The 21,266-nt window shown below is 47.5% G+C and carries 15 protein-coding genes; 10 read left to right on the top strand and 5 right to left on the bottom strand.

The window, feature by feature from the left end; all coding sequences use genetic code 11:
* Positions 1–32 precede the first annotated feature (32 nt).
* The 5 genes from IJ369_RS00850 to IJ369_RS00870 all read left to right on the top strand — a co-directional run bounded on the left by IJ369_RS00850 (position 33) and on the right by IJ369_RS00870 (position 9,633).
* Positions 33–2,477 (top strand): ATP-dependent Clp protease ATP-binding subunit, encoded by a 2,445-nt coding sequence (locus IJ369_RS00850; RefSeq protein WP_290714884.1) that lies wholly within the window; start codon positions 33–35, stop codon positions 2,475–2,477.
* A gap of 189 nt (positions 2,478–2,666) precedes the next feature.
* On the top strand, positions 2,667–3,080 hold the full coding sequence (locus tag IJ369_RS00855; RefSeq protein WP_290714886.1) for an endosialidase: 414 nt from the start codon (positions 2,667–2,669) through the stop codon (positions 3,078–3,080).
* Positions 3,081–3,140: 60 nt separating this feature from the next.
* Positions 3,141–4,526, top strand: coding sequence for a DNA repair protein RadA (radA, locus tag IJ369_RS00860; protein ID WP_290714888.1), 1,386 nt, complete (start codon positions 3,141–3,143; stop codon positions 4,524–4,526).
* A gap of 195 nt (positions 4,527–4,721) precedes the next feature.
* Positions 4,722–8,186, top strand: a complete 3,465-nt coding sequence (locus tag IJ369_RS00865) for a pyruvate carboxylase (protein ID WP_290714890.1) — start codon at positions 4,722–4,724, stop codon at positions 8,184–8,186.
* A gap of 145 nt (positions 8,187–8,331) precedes the next feature.
* Positions 8,332–9,633 (top strand): acetyl-CoA hydrolase/transferase family protein, encoded by a 1,302-nt coding sequence (locus IJ369_RS00870; protein WP_290714892.1) that lies wholly within the window; start codon positions 8,332–8,334, stop codon positions 9,631–9,633.
* A 44-nt stretch (positions 9,634–9,677) separates the two neighbouring features.
* Here IJ369_RS00870 and IJ369_RS00875 read toward each other — a convergent pair whose 3' ends face one another.
* The gene (locus tag IJ369_RS00875) at positions 9,678–10,262 is read right to left on the bottom strand and encodes a hypothetical protein (RefSeq protein ID WP_290714895.1); all 585 of its coding nucleotides are present in this window, start codon (positions 10,260–10,262) and stop codon (positions 9,678–9,680) included.
* A gap of 57 nt (positions 10,263–10,319) precedes the next feature.
* Positions 10,320–10,838 (bottom strand): sporulation protein YunB, encoded by a 519-nt coding sequence (locus tag IJ369_RS00880; protein WP_290714898.1) that lies wholly within the window; start codon positions 10,836–10,838, stop codon positions 10,320–10,322.
* Positions 10,839–11,243: 405 nt separating this feature from the next.
* On the opposite strand from IJ369_RS00880, the gene IJ369_RS00885 reads away from it, so the two are divergent.
* Together IJ369_RS00885 and IJ369_RS00890 are read left to right on the top strand one after the other, a co-directional pair.
* The gene (locus IJ369_RS00885) at positions 11,244–13,955 is read left to right on the top strand and encodes a transglycosylase domain-containing protein (RefSeq protein WP_290714901.1); all 2,712 of its coding nucleotides are present in this window, start codon (positions 11,244–11,246) and stop codon (positions 13,953–13,955) included.
* Between the two features lie 28 nt (positions 13,956–13,983).
* A complete protein-coding gene (locus IJ369_RS00890; protein ID WP_290714904.1) occupies positions 13,984–14,724 on the top strand; it encodes a peptidylprolyl isomerase in 741 nt (246 codons plus the stop codon).
* A gap of 82 nt (positions 14,725–14,806) precedes the next feature.
* On the opposite strand, the gene IJ369_RS00895 is transcribed toward IJ369_RS00890, so the two are convergent.
* Genes IJ369_RS00895 through IJ369_RS00905 form a run of 3 tightly spaced genes read right to left on the bottom strand, consistent with a single transcriptional unit; the run spans position 14,807 to position 17,690 of the window.
* The gene (locus tag IJ369_RS00895; protein ID WP_290714906.1) at positions 14,807–16,204 is read right to left on the bottom strand and encodes a tetratricopeptide repeat protein; all 1,398 of its coding nucleotides are present in this window, start codon (positions 16,202–16,204) and stop codon (positions 14,807–14,809) included.
* Between the two features lie 18 nt (positions 16,205–16,222).
* Positions 16,223–16,375, bottom strand: coding sequence for a hypothetical protein (locus tag IJ369_RS00900; RefSeq protein WP_290714908.1), 153 nt, complete (start codon positions 16,373–16,375; stop codon positions 16,223–16,225).
* Between the two features lie 16 nt (positions 16,376–16,391).
* Positions 16,392–17,690 carry a bifunctional folylpolyglutamate synthase/dihydrofolate synthase gene (locus IJ369_RS00905; protein ID WP_290714911.1) on the bottom strand — a complete coding sequence of 433 codons (1,299 nt, stop codon included), beginning with the start codon at positions 17,688–17,690 and terminating at the stop codon, positions 16,392–16,394.
* Positions 17,691–17,890: 200 nt separating this feature from the next.
* On the opposite strand from IJ369_RS00905, the gene mltG reads away from it, so the two are divergent.
* The 3 genes from mltG to IJ369_RS00920 are packed head-to-tail and all read left to right on the top strand — an operon-like array spanning position 17,891 to position 21,266.
* The gene (gene mltG, locus IJ369_RS00910) at positions 17,891–19,306 is read left to right on the top strand and encodes an endolytic transglycosylase MltG (protein WP_290714914.1); all 1,416 of its coding nucleotides are present in this window, start codon (positions 17,891–17,893) and stop codon (positions 19,304–19,306) included.
* Positions 19,307–19,324: 18 nt separating this feature from the next.
* Positions 19,325–20,026 (top strand): O-methyltransferase, encoded by a 702-nt coding sequence (locus IJ369_RS00915; RefSeq protein ID WP_290714916.1) that lies wholly within the window; start codon positions 19,325–19,327, stop codon positions 20,024–20,026.
* On the top strand, positions 20,016–21,266 hold the full coding sequence (locus IJ369_RS00920; RefSeq protein WP_290714919.1) for a peptidase U32 family protein: 1,251 nt from the start codon (positions 20,016–20,018) through the stop codon (positions 21,264–21,266). The genes IJ369_RS00915 and IJ369_RS00920 overlap by 11 nt, the downstream gene beginning before the upstream one ends.

The following is a 21,266-nucleotide window of genomic DNA, read 5'->3' on the forward strand; positions in this document are numbered from 1 at the left end:
GCTAACAAATTGAGTGAGGAAGGTGAAACGAAATGCAAGGCAAATATACGAAAAAAGCGAAAGACGTTCTGGCACGGGCAAAGGACGCCGCTGCCAAGCTGGGCAATGAATATGTAGGTACAGAGCATATCCTTCTGGGGCTGACCCTGGTACAGGAAAGCGTTGCCGCAAAGGCCCTGGAAAGCCAGAATGTGACATATCATCAGGTGATGGAACGCATCGCGGAAATGAATAAGGGAAAGACAACATTCTATGTTCCTTCTGATCTGACCCCTCGCGCGAAGCGTGTGGTAGACTTGAGCCTGCAGGAAGCCCTGCGTATGGGCACCAATTACGTGGGCACAGAGCATATCCTCATCGCCCTTCTCGGGGAAACAGACACCCTGGCTGTAAAGCTGCTGACAGGCCTTGGCGTGAATATCCAGCATCTTTATGAAGACATCATGCTGATGCTGGGGGAAAGCGAAGCCCAGCCCGCAGGTGACATGGGCATGCATCATAACCCCGAAAAAGAGGAAAAATCCGCCACAGAAACACTGGATAAATTCAGCAGAGATCTGACTGCTATGGCAAAACAGGGCAAATTCGACCCCATTGTTGGCAGAGATAATGAAATCGAACGCATCGTTCAAATCCTGAGCAGACGCACTAAAAACAACCCCTGCCTGACGGGTGACCCTGGCGTGGGCAAAACTGCCATCGTGGAAGGGCTGGCGCAGAAGATAGCGGAAGGAAATATCCCCGATACCCTGAAACAGAAGAAAATCGTTTCTCTTGACCTGTCTGCTATGGTAGCAGGCTCCAAATATCGCGGAGAATTTGAGGAACGCATGAAAAAGGCACTGGATGAAGTCCGTGCCGCAGGCAATATCATCCTTTTTGTGGATGAAATTCACACCATCATCGGCGCAGGTGCAGCGGAGGGCGCCATCGATGCTTCCAATATTCTGAAGCCTGCCATGGCAAGAGGCGAGATCCAGCTCATTGGCGCAACGACATTGGAAGAATATCGCAAACATATTGAAAAAGATGCGGCCTTCGAACGCCGTTTCCAGCCTGTTCGCGTGGAAGAGCCTACAGAAGCCGTTGCTGTCCAGATGCTGACGGCTCTGAAAGATAAATATGAAATGCACCACAAGGTAACGATCTCTGCAGAAGCATTGGAAGCAGCTGTGAAGCTGTCTTCCCGCTATGTTTCCGATCGTTTTCTGCCAGATAAGGCCATCGATCTGATCGATGAAGCTGCATCCCGTCTGCGCCTTTCCGTCTATACGGCCCCTACAGCTGTCAAGGAACTGGAACAGCGTATCGCAGAAATGGAAAAAGAAAAGGAATCCGCCATCAAGACAGAAGAATTCGAAAAAGCGGCAGAAGTGAAGAAAGCACAGGATGCACTGCGCGTTAGCCTGAAAGCAGCAAAGCAGGCATGGGAAACAGGCAACGATACGGAGCCCATCGTAACAAAAGACGATGTGGCAGAAGTGGTTTCCCGCTGGACAGGTATCCCCGTGCAGAGCATGAAGGAGGAAGAAAGCCAGCGGTTGCTTCGCCTGGAAGAGACACTACATCAGCGTGTCGTTGGGCAGGAGGAGGCCGTCAAAGCCCTTTCCAAAGCGGTGCGCCGCGGCCGTGTCGGCCTGAAAGATCCTAACAGACCCATCGGCTCCTTCCTGTTCCTGGGGCCTACGGGCGTGGGTAAAACAGAGCTTTCCAAGGCTTTGGCGGAAGCCCTTTTCGGGGATGAAAACGCCATGGTTCGCATCGATATGTCTGAATATATGGAAAAGCACAGTGTATCCCGTATGGTAGGTTCTCCTCCGGGCTATGTGGGCTATGAAGAGGGCGGTCAGCTCAGCGAAAAAGTGCGCCGCAATCCTTATTCCGTTGTCCTGTTCGATGAAATCGAAAAGGCTTCTCCTGAAGTTTTCAACGTCCTGTTGCAGGTGCTGGATGACGGTCACATCACTGATGGTCAGGGCAGAAAGGTAGACTTCAAGAATACCGTTATCATCATGACCTCCAACGCCGGGGCACGCACCATCGCCGCACCCAAACGTCTGGGCTTTACCAGCGTGGAAACGGCAGAGCAGAGCTATGAGCACATGAAAAAAGGTGTCATGGATGAAGTGAAAAATATCTTCAAGCCTGAATTCCTGAACCGAATCGATGACATCATTGTTTTCCATCCTCTGGAAAAGGGCGATATCGTGCAGATCGTGAAGCTGATGACGGATACTCTGGCAAAACGGGTAAAAGAAAATATGGGCATCACTGTTTCCTTTACGGAAAAGGCCATAGAAAAAATCGCGGAAGAGGGCTACGATAAGGCCTACGGTGCAAGACCCCTTCGACGGGCCATCCAGTCCAAGATCGAGGATGCCTTTGCGGAAGAGTATCTGCAGGGCAAGTTCCATGCAGGGGATAAAGTTTCTGTTGGCCTGAAGACAAATGGTTTTAACTTCCGTGTTGTGAAATAAGAACAGAATTTTATGTAAGAATTAAGAAATTTTGACTATACCAAAAAAATGTTTTGTGGTATAATTATATAAATCATATAGCCTGCTGATTTTGGGCTGTATGAGCGATAATGGCCAAGGCGTTTGGGGCAGGATGCATAATCTGCCCCAGGCGAAACACAATAGAGAAGCGAACTGGAGGTACTGAACATGGCAGTAATCGAAGAATTGATCAGACAGGAAGACAACGGCACTATCAGCTTCGGCAATCACCTGATGGATGAAAAGAAAAAAGTTCTGGATTTCGAAGTAAACGGCGATCTGTATAAAGTGAAAACATTCAAGGAAATCACAAAACTGGAAAAAAACGGCAAAATGCTTCTGGAAGCAGTTCCCGGCGCAACCGTACATAATTTCGAAATGAACGAAAAAGGCGCACACTTCACAGTGGAAGGCGATGAAAACGTTCAGATCACAATGGAACTGGAACCTGAAACAGAATACAAGATTTTGATCGACGATGTAAACGTTGGCAAAATGAAAACAAACCTGGCAGGTAAAGTAAACTTCAGCGTAGAGCTGGGTAAAAATGCACCTTCTGTTGCAATCGAAAAAATCGGCTGAGAAACACCAACGGGACTGTAACCTGATACGTTACAGTCCTTTTTTCATTGAGGTGGAATTATGAAAGTCAAAACAGTATATAAATGCTCCAATTGTGGGTATAAAAGTTCGAAATGGGCAGGAAAATGCCCCGATTGTGGAGAATGGAACACGATGGAAGAAGTGGAAGAAGTGAAAAGTGGCGCAAAAATGGCGAAAGCTGTGTCGAAACAGCCCATCTCTCGCCTTTCTGATGTGGAAACGGGGAATGATCAGCGTCTTTTGACGGGCATCACGGAATTTGATCGTGTTATGGGCGGCGGCATCGTCCGCGATTCTGTCACCATCATCACATCTCCCCCCGGCGGCGGCAAATCCACTTTGTCCCTTATGGCGGCTTCCGCTCTGGCGAAGCAGGGCTGTCGTGTGCTTTATGCATCCGGCGAGGAAAGCGACAGCCAGATCAAAAGCCGCGCCGACCGTATTCTGGAAAATATTGAGCAGAATATCTGGATATTAGCAGATACTTCCATGGATAGAGTACTGGAAGCAATTTCTGAAATCGACCCCGACCTTATTATATTGGATAGTATCCAGACCTTCTCTCTGTCGGAATTCCTGCCTTCCCGGGCGGGCAATCCCACACAGACTATGGAGTGTGCCTCGGCCCTGGTGGCTCAGGCAAAAAATAAGAAGCGTCCCCGTGCTGTTCTGATGATCGGGCAGATGAACAAAAGTGATGAGATCGCAGGCCTTAGAGCATTGGAGCATCTGGTGGATGCTGTTCTGGTTCTGGAAGGGGAAGGTGCAGATGAGCTGCGCTGTCTGGTGGCAACAAAGAATCGTTTCGGCAGCACGGGCGAAATGGGCTTTTTCACTATGACAGAAACAGGTCTGGCTTCTATTGATAATCCTTCCGCATATTTTGTAACGAAGAGGGGAAAGGGCGATGCGGTTTCCGGCAGTGCCATTGCCGTGCTGAAGGAAGGCTCCCGTCCTGTCATTGCAGAAATTGAAAGTCTGGTTTCTCCATCTTTTACCCCATATTCCTCTCGCATCAGCGAGACTATGAAAAAGGACACTATGAATACTCTTATTTCCATTCTGGAACAGAGGGGCGGTATCAAGCTCTATGACAAAAATGTAGTAGTGAAAACCACTGGTGGCTTACATTTGAAGGAACAAGCGGCGAATCTTGCTGTCCTGATGAGTATTGCTTCTTCCGTTTACGATAAGCCCATTCCTGCAAGCTGGGCGTTCATTGCGGACGTTGGCCTGACGGGAGAGTTGAAGCGTGTCCCTTCCATGGAGACTCGCGTAAAGGAGTTGGACAGAATGGGCTTCGAAAAGGTGTTCATTCCTGCAGGCGGCATGAGAGACATCAATTTGGAGAATATCCAGGTGGTTGAGTCAAAATTTTTGTCACAACTTCTAAACGGTGTCTTTGGTAAAAAGGGAATTGACTGAAAAAATGTTAATTTTGTCTACAGCACATAGACATAAGTATTTCTTATGAGAATTCCTGAGAAATTTTAGTTTACGAATAGGCAATCCTGTATTATAATAGGGAGAAACTATGATTTGGTAAACTTAGCCAAAATGGTATTTGAAAATAAAGCGTTATGTACAAATAACGGAAAGAACGAAAAGGAGGTATTCCCAATGCAGAACGTGAAAATCAAAAGATATAAAAAAGTTCTGGTTGCAAACCGTGGCGAAATCGCCATTCGTGTTTACCGTGCCCTGAACGAACTGGGCATCCAGACAGTCGGTATTTTCTCCAAGGAAGATAAATACGCGCTGTTCCGTACAAAAACTGACGAAGCTTATATGCTGAATCCAGAAAAAGGTCCTTTGGACGCTTATCTGGATATCAAAAATATCATTAAAATCGCAAAAGCAAAGGGCGTAGACGCCATCCATCCCGGCTATGGCTTCCTGTCGGAAAACCCTGATTTCGTAGAAGCCTGCAAAAAGGAAGGCATCGACTTTATCGGCCCTGATGTAGATGTTATGTACAAAATGGGTGATAAGATCTCCTCCAAGAAAATGGCTATCGAATGTGGCGTGCCCATCATCCCCGGTGTTGACTATGCCATCCGTAATCTGGATGAAGTGATGGAAGTTGCGGAAAAGGTCGGCTATCCCGTTATGCTGAAAGCCTCCAACGGCGGCGGCGGTCGTGGTATGCGTATCGTTAATTCCGCAGAAGAAATGCCCAAGGAATTTGACGAAGCAAGAAACGAAGCGAAAAAAGCCTTCGGTGATGATAAGATTTTCGTGGAAAAATATCTGCGTGACCCCAAACACATCGAAGTACAGGTGCTGGGCGATAAATACGGCAACGTTGTTCACCTGTTCGACCGTGACTGTTCCGTACAGCGCCGTCACCAGAAAGTAGTGGAATTTGCGCCCGCTTTCACAGTAAGTCAGCCTGTTCGTGAAAAGATCCTGGCAGACGCCGTTCGCCTGTCTAAGCACGTAGGCTATAAAAACGCAGGTACTCTGGAATTCCTGGTAGATGCTGATGAAAACTACTACTTCATCGAAATGAACCCCCGTATCCAGGTAGAACATACCGTTACAGAAGAAGTAACAGGTGTTGATATCGTACAGGCGCAGATCCTGATCGAAGAAGGCTACCCTCTGTATGCACCTCAGATCGGTCTGGCTTCTCAGGAAGATGTACAGTGCAACGCATACTCCATCCAGCTGAGAATCACAACAGAAGACCCTTCCAATAACTTCATGCCAGATACAGGCAAGATCAGTGTATATCGTTCCCCCGCAGGCAACGGTATCCGTCTGGACGGCGCTGCTGCCCATGCAGGCGCTGAGATCACACCTTACTACGATTCCCTGCTGGTTAAGATCATCGCCCGTGACAGAACTTTCCGCGGCGTAACAAATAAAGCCATCCGTGCCATCAAGGAAACTCGTATCCGTGGCGTAAAAACAAATATTCCTTTCCTCATCAACGTGCTGCAGAGCAAAACATGGAGAGAGGGCAAATGCACTACAACATTCATTGAAAATACACCCGATCTGTTCCATTTCGTTCCCGGTCAGGACAGAGCAAGTAAGATCGCTGAATTCATCGGCAACCAGATCGTAAATGAATCCAAGGGCAACAAGCCTCAGTTCGATCCCATTATTGTTCCTTCCTTCGGCAAGGCAGAAAATGGTACAACGATTAATGTACCCGGCGCAAGAGATAAATTCCTGGCAATGGGCGCAAAGGACTTCACCCAGTCCATCCTGCAGGAAAAACGCCTGCTGGTAACAGATACGACTATGCGTGACGCCCATCAGTCTCTGATGGCAACAAGACTGCGTACCAATGACCTGGTGGCTGCAGCTCCCGCAACCAATATGGCGATGGCCAATGCCTTCTCCGTAGAAGCATGGGGCGGCGCAACCTTTGACGTTGCCTATCGTTTCCTGAAGGAATCCCCCTGGGTTCGTCTGCAGCAGCTGCGCGAAGCAATGCCAAACACTCTGATCCAGATGTTGCTGCGTGCTTCCAATGCCGTTGGCTATGCAAACTATCCCGATAACGTGGTTCGCGAATTCATCAAGGTTTCTGCAGAACGCGGCATCGATGTGTTCCGTATCTTCGACTCCCTGAACTGGGTGGAAAACATGAAGATGCCCATCGAAGAAGCTCTGAAAACAGGCAAGATCGTTGAAGGTGCCATCTGCTACACAGGCGATATTATGGACCCCAACGAAACAAAATACACACTGGACTACTATGTAAGAAAAGCGAAAGAACTGGAAGAACTGGGCTGCCACATTTTTGCTATCAAAGACATGGCAGGTCTGCTGAAGCCCTATGCAGCTAAGAAGCTGTTCAGCACCCTGAAAGAAGAACTGAACATTCCTCTGCACTTGCATACTCATGATACAACAGGCAATGGTGTAAGTACGGTTCTGATGGCTGCGGAAGCAGGTGTGGATATTGCTGACCTGGCGATCCAGTCCATGTCCTCTCTGACAAGCCAGCCCTCCATGAATGCTGTTGTGGAAGCACTGAAGGGCACAGACAGAGACACAGGCCTGGATGTGGACCAGCTGACAGAGCTGAGCCACTATTACCAGGGCGTTCGTCAGATCTTCACAGGCTTCGAATCTGAAATGAAGACACCCAACACAGAAATCTATAAATATGAGATCCCCGGCGGTCAGTATTCCAACCTGCTGGCTCAGGTAAAAGCCATGGGCTCCGCTGACCAGTTCGAAGAGATCAAACATCTGTACAAAGATGCTAACGACCTGCTGGGCAACATCGTTAAAGTAACACCTTCTTCTAAAGTAGTCGGTGATATGGCGATCTTCATGTCTAAAAACGGTCTGACAAAGGATAATATCCTGACAGAAGGCGCAGAGCTGTCTTATCCCGATTCCGTAGTGGATTACTTCCTGGGTAATATCGGTCAGCCCGAAGGCGGCTTCCCCGAAGACCTGCAGAAGATCGTTCTGAAAGGTCAGAAACCCATCGAGGGCAGAGCAGGTGCGCTGTTGCCTCCTGCAGACTGGGATGCCATTGCGAAGCATCTGGTAAATAATCACGAATGGAAAAATCCCAACTCCAGAAATGTCATCTCCTATGCCCTGTATCCTAAGGTATACGATGACTACACAGATCACTGGGAATACTATACAGACGTATCCAAACTGAGCAGTGATGTATACTTCTTCGGTCTGGCGAAGGGCGAAGAAACTTCCATCGAAATTGGCGAAGGTAAAGAGATCATCATCAAATATGTTGATATGACAGAACCCAACGCGGAAGGCTTCCGCTCCCTGACCTTTGAAATCAATGGCGTAATGCGTGAGATCAAGGTTCTGGATAAGCATCTGGAAGTTAAGAGCGATGGTAAACTGAAAGCAGATAAGAACAATCCTTTCCACCTGGGCTCTTCCATCCCCGGTACAGTATCCAAAGTACTGGTAAAAGAGGGCGAAGAAGTGAAGAAGAACCAGCCTCTGCTGACAGTAGAAGCAATGAAGATGGAAACATCCATCGTTGCCAACCAGGACGGCGTGATCGACAAGATCTACGCAAAGGAAGGCGAAAAAGTAAACCAGGGCGACCTGCTGGTTTCCTTCGTACAGGAAGGCTAATCATATTAACTCAAAATCAAAGGCACACTCCAATGGGGGTGTGCTTTTTTTGTCGTGCACACGCTTCCTCTGATTGTCCTACATGAAAAAATATGGTATGCTGAAGGCGTGATTTGACGAACTTTAAAAAAGGAGGATGTATCAAATGAATTGGAAAGAAAAATTTAGCGGAAAAATTCTAACTGCTGATGAAGCAGTTCTTCATATCAAATCGGGAGATACCATCTCCATTGCCCATGTGGGCTCCGAGCCCTATGCTCTGGTGGATGCCCTGGCCAGAAATGCGGAAGCTTTTGAAAATGTGGATATGCACCTGATGCTTTCCCTACGGAAGGAAGAGCCTCCTCTGGCGCCGGGGATGGAAAAACACCTGCGTTTCTTCGGTTATTTCCTGGGCGGCAGTACAAGAGGGGCCGTAGCCGATGGCCGTGGGGAATATCTTCCCTGTTTTTTCCATATGTATCCCCGTATGCTGACGGAAAGGGGTGGGCTGGATGTACTGCTACTTTCCATTTCCGAGCCGGACGAGCATGGCTATTGCTCCATGGGCCTTGGCATCGATCATCTGCCCTGGGCAAAGGATAACGCCAAGTTGATCATCGCTCAGATGAATAAAAACATGCCCCGTGTCATGGGGGATTCCTTCATTCATTTGCGCGATATCGATATCATCGTGGAAGAGGATACAGCATTGCCTATCCTGAATCCTCCCGTAATCACTGATGTGGAACGGAAAATAGGGGAATACTGCGCTTCTCTGGTAAAGGACGGTGATACCCTACAGTTGGGTATCGGAGGTATCCCTGATGCAGTGGTGACCTTCCTGAAGGATAAAAAAGACCTGGGCCTTCATACAGAAATGGCGGCAGAGGGCATCGTTGACCTGATCGAAAGCGGCGTCATCAACAATAAACGAAAGACCATCAATAAGGGTAAGAGCATCGCTACCTTCGCTGCAGGCACCCAGAAATTGTATGATTTTCTGGATAACAACCCCTGCTTCGAGCTGCGGGGCGTAGATTACGTCAATGACCCTTACGTGATCGCCCAGAATGATAATATGGTATCCATCAATTCCGCCATTCAGGTAGACCTGATGGGGCAGATCAACGCAGAAGTGGTAAAGGGCATGCAATTCAGCGGTGTAGGTGGTCAGGTGGACTTCATCCGTGGCGCCACCATGAGTAAGGGCGGCAGAGCTATCATCGCACTGCCTTCCACGGCGGCAGGCGGAAAGATCTCTAAAATCGTGCCTTTCATCGACCATGGCGCTGTTGTAACGACGCCCCGTACGGAGATCAATTACGTAGTAACAGAATATGGCATCGCCCAACTTTGGGGCAGAAGCCTGAAGGAAAGGGCAAAAGCCCTCATCGCCATCGCCCATCCTGATTTCAGAGAAGGGTTGGCAGAGGAATACGAAAGACGTTTTCACGAAAAATTGTAAACAAAAAAGCACCTCATTTGAGGTGCTTTTCGTTTTTCGAGAACTTATCTGCCGATAGAGCGTCTATATGCTTCCACTTCTTCGTCTGTCAGGGGTTCCAGTTCCTTGGGGTCCATCCATCTTACCCAGATACGATCCTGCATTGCAGCAACATCCAGAGGTGTATCGAAAGCATCGGGGTCGATGGGGATTACTGTATCATTGTCGCCATTGAACATGATCTGGAAGGGTTTGTATACGCCGTCTTCAAATACGATCATATCAGAAGAGTAAATGTTCAGCGCGCCGCCTTCGCTCAGCAGATGTTTTTCCAGAGATTCCTTGTCGGGGAAGGTAACGATCATCCAGTCGCCCTTCATATCGGAATAATCGAACAGCTGCAGGCCGTGGAAATCGATTTCTTCATCGCCTGTCATGCCCTTATTATCATCTGCCTTACCTTTCATTGCAACAGGAGCGCCGTTTTTACCATCCTTCAAAATCTCAGTACCGGGGATGAAAGCGTTTGCAAAGCCATTGATCTCGTTTGTTCTGAACTGAGAACGGATCTGTGCGATCATACCGTAATCACTGCTGTCATAGCAGATCTCAGCAACTTCTGTCCAGAATTCTCTTAATGTTTTGATCATATCTATTACCTCCATATCAAATCAAACTCATTACCTATTATCATACTAGCATTTTGTTCATTCTGTCAATAGATATTCGCGTGGTTGTGTCATTTGAAAGTAATGTTCAGGGATCTTTCCGCCGAAGATCAGGTCTGCCAGCATGATCTTTCTTTCCAGTGTCAAGGCTTCCTGATACAGAGGGTTCACGATCTTCAGCTCTATAGATACATCCAGCCATATTTTATAGTTGATCTGATTGATGCCAACAGAAGAAAAATCCGTTTCATAATCCACTTTTGTTGACCCCATGGGAACCAGCGTGAAGGAGACAGCAGGCCCCCTGTTGGCAAAAAAACTCCATTTTGTCGCCGCGCCTATGGGAATTTGTATCACTTCGTCGGGTAATTCATTCAGTCCCTTTGTTACATCCCGGCTGAGGAGGGCGCAAAACCGATTGACCAGAGCCGTATTGGCTGTGTAGCTTTCCCCATCCTCGCTGCGCAGCAAAAGGGAAGAGGCGGAAAAGTCCCCATCTGAAAGGATCTCCGTCGTGGCTTCATCAATGATCTGATTTGCCAAAGCTCTGCATTGCATATGAGAAATTTCCTGCAAAGGCGGCAGAAAGCGGCTTTCCAGAAAAGAAAACAGCAGAAAAGAAAGCAGGAAAACCCCTAAAAAAAGAATCAGTAAATGATGATTTTTCCATTTTCGTTGTTTTTTTCGCATAGGTCAGCCCTCCCTTTTTATGATATGAAAAATAAGGTGGCCTCATGTTTTTTTCAGCGGTGTGGCAGGCTGCTTTTCGGCTTTTTTCGGCGGCTGGAAGAAAAAATTAACAAAGCACAGCAACACAACACTTGATAAATTTGTGAAAATGTCTTCCTTTTGCCGAAAAAATTTGTTATAATCATAAAGTATAATGTTTGTAAAATGGCGGAATATGGATTTTATCCAGACCGTTTCGGCTTAACTTATGGACACAAACAGGAGGCTTAAAATATGAGTGAATCCCAACACAGGAGGAGTTCCTCGAATCGTTCCGGCAGCAGAACAGGCGCTGAAGCAAGACGCTCTTCTGGCTCTTCCAGAAGCACTTCTCAGCGAACCAAACGAACATCTTCCTCAAATACATCAAGCAAAAAACGCAGAAAGCGCAGAAAGAAACGTACCGTAAATGGTAAGATCGGGAAAGTATTGCTGGTCGTTGCTGTGGTGATCGGCTTTGCCGTTGCCGGCGCTGTTCTGGGCACTGTTTTCGGCATCCTGCAGAGCACGGATATGCTCAACACATCCGATGTTATGCCTGATTCCTACACCTCTGTCATCTATGATGCGGATGGGGAAGCAGTAGATAAGCTGCATGGCTCGGAAAACCGAGAATATGTGAAGCTTTCTGCTATCACCACGAATATGCAGAATGCAGTCGTTGCCATCGAGGACAAGCGTTTCTACGAACATAATGGTATTGACATGCGAGGCATCATGCGTGCTATGCTCGAAAACGTAAAGACGATGAGCTTCTCTCAGGGTGCAAGTACCATCACCCAGCAGGTCATCAAAAATGAAGTGCTGACCAATGAAAAGAGCATCACCAGAAAAGTGAAGGAACAGTATCTGGCAGTCTCTCTGGAAAATGCCCTGGAAAAACAGCTGGGCTCCAAGGAGGACGCAAAGAAATACATTCTGGAACTGTATCTGAATACGATCGCTCTGCATCATGGTCTCCATGGTGTAGAAGCAGCATCCCAGTATTATTTTGGAAAACATGCCAGCGAACTGACTCTGGCGGAGTCTGCATGTATTGCAGGTATCACAAAGCATCCCAGTAAATATGCGCCTGACGTAAACGAAGAAGAAAGCCGCAAGCGTATGCTGACCGTTCTGGATAAAATGCTGGATCTGGATATGATCACGCAGGCAGAGCATGACGCAGCTGTGGCAGAGGATGTTTACGGACATCTGATCTGCAAGGAAGCATCTGAAGAAGAGGGCAATGCAAAACACAACTGGTTCGTAGAAGCAGCTGTGGAACAGATCAAAAAGGATTTGGTAGAAAAGAAAAACATGACAGAAGCCCAGGCTTCCAATCTGATTTACAGCGGCGGTCTGCAGATCCATACCACTATGGATACCGATATGCAGGCAACGGCGGAAGCAGCCATGAAGAACGATAATCTCTTCCCTGCAGGGGATGGTTCCATGGATGTAACCTATCTGATTTCTGTATTGGACACGGAAAATCCTGATGAAAGCAGCAATCAGTCCCATTATGAAAAGAATACAACTGTGACCAGCCAGGAAGAAGTAGATGCCTTTGTGGAATCCGTAAAAAAAGAACTGCTGGATGAGACTCATACACTGGTTCTGGATAAACTGACTGTTTCCAAATCCCTGCAGGCGGCCATGGTCATCATGGACCAGTCTAATGGCGAAGTAAAGGCGCTGGTAGGCGGCCGCGGCGAAAAGCCCGGCGATTCCGTCTTCAACCGCGCCACACAGGCACTGCGTCAGCAGGGTTCCACAATGAAGCCTCTGGCGGCTTATGCACCTGCCATCGATACAGGCCTTCTGATGCCCGGTTCCATCATCATCGATGAACCCGTTACCTATGGCAGCTGGTCTCCCAAAAACTGGGACGGCAAATATATCGGCCCTACAACAGTCCGTCAGGGTATCTGGCACTCCATGAACGTGCTGGCAGTCAAGACCTTCACTATGGTCGGCGCTGATACAGCCTATGAATATCTGCTGGACTTCGGCTTCACCACTATCGATGAAAGAGATAAGGCAGCCACAACAGCACTGGGCGGTCTGACCCAGGGTGTTTCCGTTCTGGAGGAAACAGCGGCATATGCATCCATCGCCAATGGCGGTACCTATTACGAACCCATGTTCTACACTGTGGTATATGACCATGATGGCAACGTGCTGCTGGATAACGAAGATCAGGAAAGCCACAGAGTTCTGAAAGAAACAACAGCATTCCTGCTGACAGATATGATGCGTGACGTTATCACCAAGGGTACCGGCGGTCAGGCCGGCATCAGCGGCATGAACGTGGCAGGTAAGACAGGTACGACCAATGACACCATCGACCTGACCTTCTATGGCTATACCCCCTATTATACTGCAGGTATCTGGATGGGTTACGATACCCAGAAAGAGATCAAAAATGCAGGCAATGCCCATTTGCGTATCTGGAAATCTGTCATGACGGATATCCATTACGATCAGGGCCTGAAAAATAAAGAATTCGAAAAACCTGACGGTTTGACGACACGTTCCTATTGCTCTGCAAGCGGTTTGACCCCTACAGAACTGTGTAACAGCGATTACTATGGCTATGGCACCCACAGCGACTATGTGACCACCGATTTCAAGGGTGACAGCAGCGGCACATGCACTATGCATAAATCCTATATCATCTGTAAGGAAAGCGGCAAAATCGCTTCTCCCAACTGTCCGACAGAAAGCACAGAGCAGGTGGTACTTGCAGTGGATGCTAGCGGCAATATCGAAGGCAAGCCTTCCGAAATTCCAGAAGGCAAGCTGGATATTAACGTGAGCGAGGTCTGCGATGCGGCCCATACAGGCGCAGCAATCATACTCGATCCTTCTGTTCCCACAGACTCTGGCGCATCCGATCCTGGCTACAGCGATCAGATCCCCGATGACGATATGTGGAGCAGCAATGACTTCGGTATCCAGTAAGAAAGAAAAGAATTTAAGGAGAAACAACATGAGCGAACAGAATATTTTAGCCACCATCGATGGTGTGAATATCACAGATGCGGAGGTTGATGCATATATCGCAAATCTGCCTCAGGAACAGAAGATCTATGCGGCAAATCCTCAGTTCAGAGAACATTGCCTGAAACAGATCCTTGCTATGCACTTGTATGCAAAAATGGCAGTGGAAGAAAAAATGGATGAAACAGAAGAATTCAAATCCATGATGGCAACAGCCAAAAGAGATATTCTTGCCCAGCTGGCGGTGAATAAAGTCCTGAAGGATGTAGATGTGACAGAGGAAGAGGAAAGGGCATTCTATGAAGCAAATCCTCAGCACTTCACAAAGGGCGAAACTGTACACGCAAAGCACATCCTGGTGGATGATGAAGAAAAATGCAATGAGATCATGGCAGCCATCGCAGAAGGCGGTGTTTCCTTTGAAGATGCTGCAATGAAGTATTCTTCCTGTCCCTCCAATGCCCAGGGCGGCGATTTGGGTGAATTCGGCAGAGGCCAGATGGTTCCCGAATTCGATCAGGCTGCCTTCGCGGCAGAAGTTGGTCAGGTAGTGGGCCCTGTAAAAACACAGTTTGGTTATCATCTGATCAAGGTGGAAGATAAGAAAGAGGCATCTGTTGCTCCCTTTGAGGAAGTAAAAGACCATATTCACAACAGTCTCTTCCAGCAGAAACAGAATCAGGTCTACACAGAAAAATATAAAGAACTGCACGAAAAATATATGAAATAAAACAAAGAAAGGAGCTGTTCCTATAGATCAGCTCCTTTTTGATTGCAAAAAGAACCCCTCGCTGCTTTGCGAGGGGAATTTCTTATTCTTTATTCAATTGATCCAGCGCATTTCTTACATTGCTGATCTGGTTGGAATCAGGGAATTCGCTGATGATCTTATTATAATATTTCTTTGCATTTTCTGCATCGCCATCTTCTTCTGCGATCTTCGCCAGGTAATAGATGGCATCATCCACGAAGTTTTCATTGCTGGTGTAATTCAGGGCTGTTTCCAGATATGTTTTTGCTTCTGTAAAATTGTTGCTCAAGAATTGGCTCTTGCCTTTTGTATAGTAGGAATCTGCCGCCTTGGGGTAGGCTGTCGTCTTCACGGAATTATATTTTGCCAGATCCTCTTCGCTGAAGCTTACGGTATCGATGGAATCTAATGTCGTTACGCAGGCTTCATAATCGCCGTCTGTCATCTGCGCCACGGCTGTTTCCAGCAGCTCCAGGTTCGCCTGTTTATTTTCTTCGCTGCGCAGCAGCTTGTTTTCTTCCTGCAGCTTTGTCAGTTCTGTACGCATGGCAAGAACCTCTTCCGGTGTCATATCCGTTTCGCCGGCATAGTTTTCCACAGCCGTTTCCAGCTCCTTAATCTTCGTATTCTTACCTTCATTGATGGCAGGAACGATCAGAACCAGGATCACGATAGCCGCCACCGCAATACCTGCCAGGAAAGCCAAGAGATCGCGTTTTTCCAATACGCTGTTGGTCTTTTCTCTTCGTTTATAACGGGGGATAGGGGGATTGCTGTCAGTCTTCTTCACGCTGATGGCGGACTTTGCTGCCTTAGGCTTATCCTGTACCTTCAGGGCAGAAGGGGCAGGGGAATTGCCGATCAGCTGGGCATAATGCAGGGCAAGGGGATTGTGAATATCTCGTTTCAGCACGATATCGTTGAAGTGTTGGGCACGCTTGATATTCTTATCCTCGATGCAGCAAAGGGTCATCAGGTTATAGGCATCCAGAAAATCTGGATTATTGTCAAGAGATTTTTTCAGCTGGATGATGGCAAGGTCATCGCTGCCCTGTTTCAGGTATGTGATGGCCTGGTTATACATACGCACAGCGTCGTTACATTTTTCCATTTCTCTGCCGTTTTTCTGCAGAAAATCGATATAGCCTGCGGCAGCGTTGCCTTCGGGCAGGATGGAAGTGCTGACGATCCAATGTTTCAGGGCATCACCAATACGGCCTGTTTCGCAATAGATCAGACCCAGCAGGTTTCTTGCCTGTACGTTATTTTTATCAAAAAGAAGGCTCTGTTCCAGATTCGCCGCTGCACCGGAAAGGTCTCTTTCCTCCGCCAGTTTGATAGACTCATTATACAGGCGGATGGACGCGTTGCGCGCCTTACGGAACACATATACATCGACCCCACAGTCGGGACAATGGCAGCCCTCAAAAAATTCAAAACCGCAATTCGGGCATTTCATGACATTCGCTCCTTTGTCTTAATCCTGTGTGGGTGTCTGTTTTTTCTCTTTCGCAATATGCTGCAAAATATCTAGTAAGTCCTGCATCTGGGAAGGGTGCAGGGATTCTTCGATCTGGTCGATCTCCATGATAGGCTGATATCTGCTCAATTCATCTTTAAAATTAAACACGGGACATTCCTCCGTTTCATCTGCTTCTGTTGGTGATATAGGTTCGCATGGCGCCGATCATATAAAGAGATCCGCAGCAGAGGATGATGCCCTCTGCAGGGGTGAGGGAGAGTGCTTTTTCGTAAGCATCCTCGATTTCTTTTTCCGTATAGATGGTGCCGTTGTGATTGGAAATGGAACGGGCCAGAGTAAATACATCCAGCTTTCGTTCACTGTGGGGTTCTGTCAGAATGACAGAATCCGCATGGGGGAGGATATGCTCCGCCATTTTGTGATATTCCTTGTCTCCCAGAACGCCAAGGATCAGGGTGACTTTTTTGTCCCTGAAATAAACGGAAAGGGACTTTGCCAGCTGATGGATACCATCTTCGTTATGGGCGCCATCTAGAATTACCAGAGGCTCTTTTCTGCAAATCTCCATTCTGCCTGCCCAGTGAGCATTTTTCAGACCTCTGCGGACAGCTTCCTCAGAAAGCTGCAATCCTCTTTTCTTGAGGACTCTGCAGGCTTCCAGAACGGTCACGCAGTTGCTGATTTGATAAGAACCCAACAAAGGCAGTTCCACTTTTTCCAAAGACATCGATTTATTTTTGACAGAGAAAACAGACCCTTCCAGTGTTTGCGAAGCGACATCGATCTCTGCGTCATTCAAACAATAGAATGGAGCATCCATTCGGTCTGCTGCATCCTTCACCATATTATATACTATTTCATCCTGGGAATACAACACCACAGGGCAATTTTTCTTAATGATACCTGCTTTTTCCGCGGCAATTTTCTCAATGGAATCTCCTAAGAAATCCGTATGGTCGATGCTGATGGACATGATGAGGGAAAGGAGGGGTTCCGCCACTATGTTCGTGGCATCATATCTGCCCCCAAGACCTACCTCCAGGATCAGTACATCCACCTTTTGCTCCGCAAAATAATGGAAGGCGACTCCTGTGACGATCTCGAAAAGGGTAGGCACCGCCTTGCCTTCCGCCGCCAGTTCTTCGCAGATATTCTTCATCAGGGTAATTTCCCTCGTAAAATCTTCATCAGAAATTTCTTTGCCGTTGATAAGGAAACGCTCGTTGTATTTTTCCAGATGGGGAGAGGTATATGTCCCGACACGGTATCCTGCTTCTTTCAGGATGGAAGAAAGCATGGCAACAGCAGAACCTTTCCCATTCGTCCCTGCAATATGGATAACGGAAAGCTTCTGTTGTGGGTTCCCAAGCCTTTCACAAAGACATTTTATGCGTTCCAGCCCTGGTACAGAACCAAAGCCAACTTCTTCCTCTAAATAATGAATACACTCTTGATAATTCACGGAAGTTCTCCTCTCGTTTTTAATGCTTTTTTATTATAGCATAAAAAAGATACAAAAACTTCACTTTTCCTCTGTTTCCAAAAAACTTAAAGATTTCGAAAAATATTCGTCATAATTCTTTGATAGAGAGAAGAAAAGGTTGTCTGCAAAGGGAGAAAACTGTATAATAATATGATGGAATAAAGAAAGGAGCATCATTTATGGATGATAGATTTGATAGAGAAAACGAATATTCCGATACAAGATATCCTCGCAGGGAAAGCTCCTCAATAGATGGGAATACCAGATATCCCGTCAGGGAAGAACGTCGTCCTCTGCGCAGTTCTCATCAGGAGCAGACATGCATCCCCAAAAAAGAAGAATTTGTAACGGGGCAGAACAGCTTTGCGGAATATGAACAGCGGGCAGCCGCAAGACGGGCGGAATTTACCCAGGATACCCCCTATGGGGAGGAGCCCCGCAGAGCGGAGCGTGCCATGAGAGCGGAACGCCCCGAAAGAGAAACAAGAAGCAGCAGAAACCACGCCTCTGCATCTCATGGAAAAAATCACGGAAAGGGCAAGCACCGCAAAAAACGCCATCTGACAGGCTTTGCAAAGGGTCTGATCGTGCTGGTGGTGGCTTTGGTGATTGGTATCCTGTCCTTTACCTTTATGAATCACCTGATGAATCCCCCTACAGAGGAATTGGAGATGAGCGGACAGACTGTAACTATCACCATCCCTGAAGGCGCAGGCACAGAGGATATCGCCAAAATTCTGAAAGAAAACAAACTGATCGGCAGTGTATTCGGCTTCAAGCTGACTAGTAAGCTGGAGGGCTTTGACGGCACCTATAAACAGGGTACTTACGAAGTGGATACAGGCCTGACGAAGCGCCAGATCATGGAGCTTTTGCAGAGTGGCAAGGTGGCGGCTGATCTGAAGATCACCATCCCCGAAGGCTATACCGTAAAACAAATCGCAGAAAAGGCGGCGGAAACAGGTATTTGCACCGCTGAGGAATTTATCAGCGAATGTAACAACGGCACTTTTGATTATGATTTTCTGAAAGACCTGCCCGACAGAGAATATAAATTGGAAGGCTACCTCTTCCCTGATACTTATTTCCTGCATGAAAGCATGACAGCCCATGATATTATCGATGCCATGCTGGCTCGTTTCGACCAGATGTATACAGACGAATATCAGAAAGCCGTGGAAAAGAGCGGCCATACCCTGGATGAGATCGTGACCGTGGCTTCCATGGTGGAAAAAGAGATCAAGCTGCCCGAAGAAAGAGCCACAGCAGCAGGTGTTATGTATAACCGCCTGAGAGATGGTATCACACTGGGCATCGACGCTACAGTGCTTTACGCAGTGGGCAAAACAAGCGGAGAATTGACACAGGACGACCTGAATATCGATTCCCCTTACAATACCCGCAAAAACTACGGTCTGCCTCTGGGTCCCATTTCTAACCCCGGGGAATCTTCCTTCAAGGCAGCCCTTTACCCTGAAGAACATAACTACCTGTATTATGTCGTGGAAGCAGTGGGCAAGGATAACCACGTTTATTGCGAAACCTACGATGAATTCCTGAATGCAAAGGCAGCATATAACGCCAGCGCACAGTAAGAAATAGGAGAGAAGAAAATGAATTACGTAACTGATGATACAATGAATGCCTATCTGCGTACGGTACAGCCTATGTATGACGGCGTTCTGGGTGAAATTCAGAAGGAAGCCATTGCGGCGGAGGTGCCTATCGTGCCTCCTGAAGTGGCCCGCCTGCTGAGTGTTCTGCTGACCATGCAGAAGCCCAAAAATATTCTGGAAATTGGCACAGCCGTTGCTTTTTCCGCAGGGCTCATGTGCCGTTATCTGCCCGAAGAAGGCACAGTGACCACTATAGACCGCTATGAAGTGATGCTGAAGGATGCTCGTGTGAATATTAAGCGCATGGGCCTGGAGGATAAGATCAAAATCCTGGAAGGGGACGCGGCGGATATCCTGCCTACCTTGGAAGGCACCTATGATGTGATTTTCATGGATGCGGCGAAGGGCCAGTATCAGGCTTTCCTGCCTCACTGCCTGCGCCTTTTACCTGTTGGCGGTCTCTTGATCGTGGATGATGTTCTGCAGGGCGGAACCATCGCCCAGACACGCTTCAGTGTGCCCCGCAGACAGCGCACTATCCACAAAAGACTGAGAAACTTCCTGTGGGAAATTACCCACAACGATGCACTGGAAACCTCTATCGTCCCTATCGGTGATGGCGTTGCCCTGTGCTATAAAAAGAAAGAAATCGAGTTCAAAGAACCCGAAGCAGAAGGAGATACTGACGATGCAGAATAAGAAAAGACTGGAATTGCTGGCACCTGCAGGCGATCTGGAAAAGCTGAAGATTGCTGTGCTTTATGGTGCGGATGCGGTATATATCGGTGGGGAGGCCTATGGTCTGCGCGCCAAAGCGAAGAATTTCGATATCGACACCATGGCGGAGGGGGTCAAGTTTGCCCATGAACATGGTGTAAAGGTATATGTAACAGCAAATATTTTCGCACATAATAACGATTTCGAAGGCATGGCGGAATATTTCAAAGCAGTGGAATCCATTGGCGTAGATGCGCTGATCATTTCCGACCTGGGCGTGTTCTCCATTGCAAAGGAAGCTGTTCCCAATATGGAAATCCACGTTTCTACCCAGGCAAACAACACAAACTACAAATCCGCGCAGATGTGGCATAAACTGGGCGCGCAGCGTGTTGTTGTTGCCCGCGAGCTTTCCATGCAGGAAATCAGAGAAGTGCGTGATAATATCCCTGAAGATATGGAAATCGAAGCCTTTGTACACGGTGCTATGTGCATTTCCTATTCCGGCAGATGCCTCTTAAGCAATTACCTGACAGGCAGAGATTCCAATAAGGGCGAATGTGCCCATCCCTGCAGATGGAAATATCATCTAGTGGAAGAGACCAGACCCGGCGTATATATTCCCATCGAAGAAAACGAAAGGGGCACCTATATCTACAATTCCAAAGATCTTTGTATGATCGAACATATTCCCGATATCGAAAAGGCGGGTATCTACAGCCTGAAGATCGAAGGACGCATCAAAACTCCTTTCTATGTTGGTACGGTCGTAAAAGCCTACAGACAGGCCATTGACGATTATTACACAGACCCCAAGCTGTACGAAGAACGTCTGCCTTATTATCTGGCAGAGGTTTCCAAGGCAAGCCATAGGGAATACACAACAGCCTTCTACTATGGCAAACCCGACGGCAACCAGCAGGTATATACAAACAATTCCTACATTCGTGAATATGATTTCATCGGCATGGTGCAGGAGGACTGGGATGAAGCAACAGGTTTTGCCGTTGTGGAACAGAGAAATAAATTCTCTGTTGGAGAGGAAATCGAGGTAATGCCTGCAAAGGGCGATTCCTATGCCATGGTAGTGACAGAAATCGTAAATATGAACGGCGAAAACGTGGAGTCTGCACCTCATCCCCAGGAAATTCTGAAAGTGAAATTCGACAAGCCTGTTAAAAAGTTTGATATGCTCCGCAAAATTCCCACGGATGTAAAATAA

Origin of the sequence: Anaerotignum sp. (assembly GCF_017483025.1) — a bacterium.
Classification (GTDB): Bacteria; Bacillota; Clostridia; order Lachnospirales; family Anaerotignaceae; genus Anaerotignum_A.

What these genes read in the sequence shown, in the direction of transcription:
- IJ369_RS00850 (WP_290714884.1), top strand. Translation starts at nt 33, where the DNA reads ATGCAAGGCAAATATACGAAAAAAGCGAAAGACGTTCTGGCACGGGCA.
- radA (WP_290714888.1), top strand. Translation starts at nt 3,141, where the DNA reads ATGAAAGTCAAAACAGTATATAAATGCTCCAATTGTGGGTATAAAAGT.
- IJ369_RS00870 (WP_290714892.1), top strand. Translation starts at nt 8,332, where the DNA reads ATGAATTGGAAAGAAAAATTTAGCGGAAAAATTCTAACTGCTGATGAA.
- IJ369_RS00920 (WP_290714919.1), top strand. Translation starts at nt 20,016, where the DNA reads ATGCAGAATAAGAAAAGACTGGAATTGCTGGCACCTGCAGGCGATCTG.
- IJ369_RS00855 (WP_290714886.1), top strand. Translation starts at nt 2,667, where the DNA reads ATGGCAGTAATCGAAGAATTGATCAGACAGGAAGACAACGGCACTATC.
- mltG (WP_290714914.1), top strand. Translation starts at nt 17,891, where the DNA reads ATGGATGATAGATTTGATAGAGAAAACGAATATTCCGATACAAGATAT.
- IJ369_RS00880 (WP_290714898.1), bottom strand. Translation starts at nt 10,838, where the DNA reads ATGCAATGCAGAGCTTTGGCAAATCAGATCATTGATGAAGCCACGACG.
- IJ369_RS00915 (WP_290714916.1), top strand. Translation starts at nt 19,325, where the DNA reads ATGAATTACGTAACTGATGATACAATGAATGCCTATCTGCGTACGGTA.
- IJ369_RS00890 (WP_290714904.1), top strand. Translation starts at nt 13,984, where the DNA reads ATGAGCGAACAGAATATTTTAGCCACCATCGATGGTGTGAATATCACA.
- IJ369_RS00875 (WP_290714895.1), bottom strand. Translation starts at nt 10,262, where the DNA reads ATGATCAAAACATTAAGAGAATTCTGGACAGAAGTTGCTGAGATCTGC.
- IJ369_RS00895 (WP_290714906.1), bottom strand. Translation starts at nt 16,204, where the DNA reads ATGAAATGCCCGAATTGCGGTTTTGAATTTTTTGAGGGCTGCCATTGT.
- IJ369_RS00885 (WP_290714901.1), top strand. Translation starts at nt 11,244, where the DNA reads ATGAGTGAATCCCAACACAGGAGGAGTTCCTCGAATCGTTCCGGCAGC.
- IJ369_RS00865 (WP_290714890.1), top strand. Translation starts at nt 4,722, where the DNA reads ATGCAGAACGTGAAAATCAAAAGATATAAAAAAGTTCTGGTTGCAAAC.